The organism is Methylobacterium sp. CCH5-D2 (genome assembly GCF_001556475.1).
GTDB lineage: Bacteria > Pseudomonadota > Alphaproteobacteria > Rhizobiales > Beijerinckiaceae > Methylobacterium > Methylobacterium hispanicum.
In genome coordinates this window covers 1-299 of the sequence record NZ_LSIX01000145.1, presented here as the reverse complement: position 1 = coordinate 299, position 299 = coordinate 1, and the positions used below count along the sequence as shown (strand labels likewise).

At 74.6% G+C, this 299-nt stretch carries 1 protein-coding gene; it reads right to left on the bottom strand.

What is annotated here, in order from left to right; all coding sequences use genetic code 11:
- On the bottom strand, positions 1 to 212 hold a 212-nt coding region (locus AX737_RS03255), incomplete at its 3' end, for a sugar nucleotide-binding protein (RefSeq protein WP_156453505.1).
- Positions 213 to 299 lie beyond the last annotated feature (87 nt).

Sequence of the window (299 nt, the reverse complement as noted above, 5' to 3'; positions counted from 1 at the left end):
ACCGCGCTCTCGGCCTTGTCCACCGCCGTGTAGGCGGCCGTGTTGATCACCGCGCTGTAGGCCCGCTCCGCGACGGCACGCGCGACGGCGGCGGCATCAGTGATGTCGAGGGCGTCGCGTCCCGGGGCGTGGACCCGCACGCCTTCGGGCCATGCGAGGGCCTGGAGCTCCGTGCCGACCTGCCCGGCGCCCCCGAGGATGAGGATGTCCACAGTCTCGTTCCCGGGCTCAGCCGGCCTTGGCCAGGCCGAGGCGCTCGCCGGTGTAGCGGCCCTCGCGGATCGGGCGCCACCAGGCCT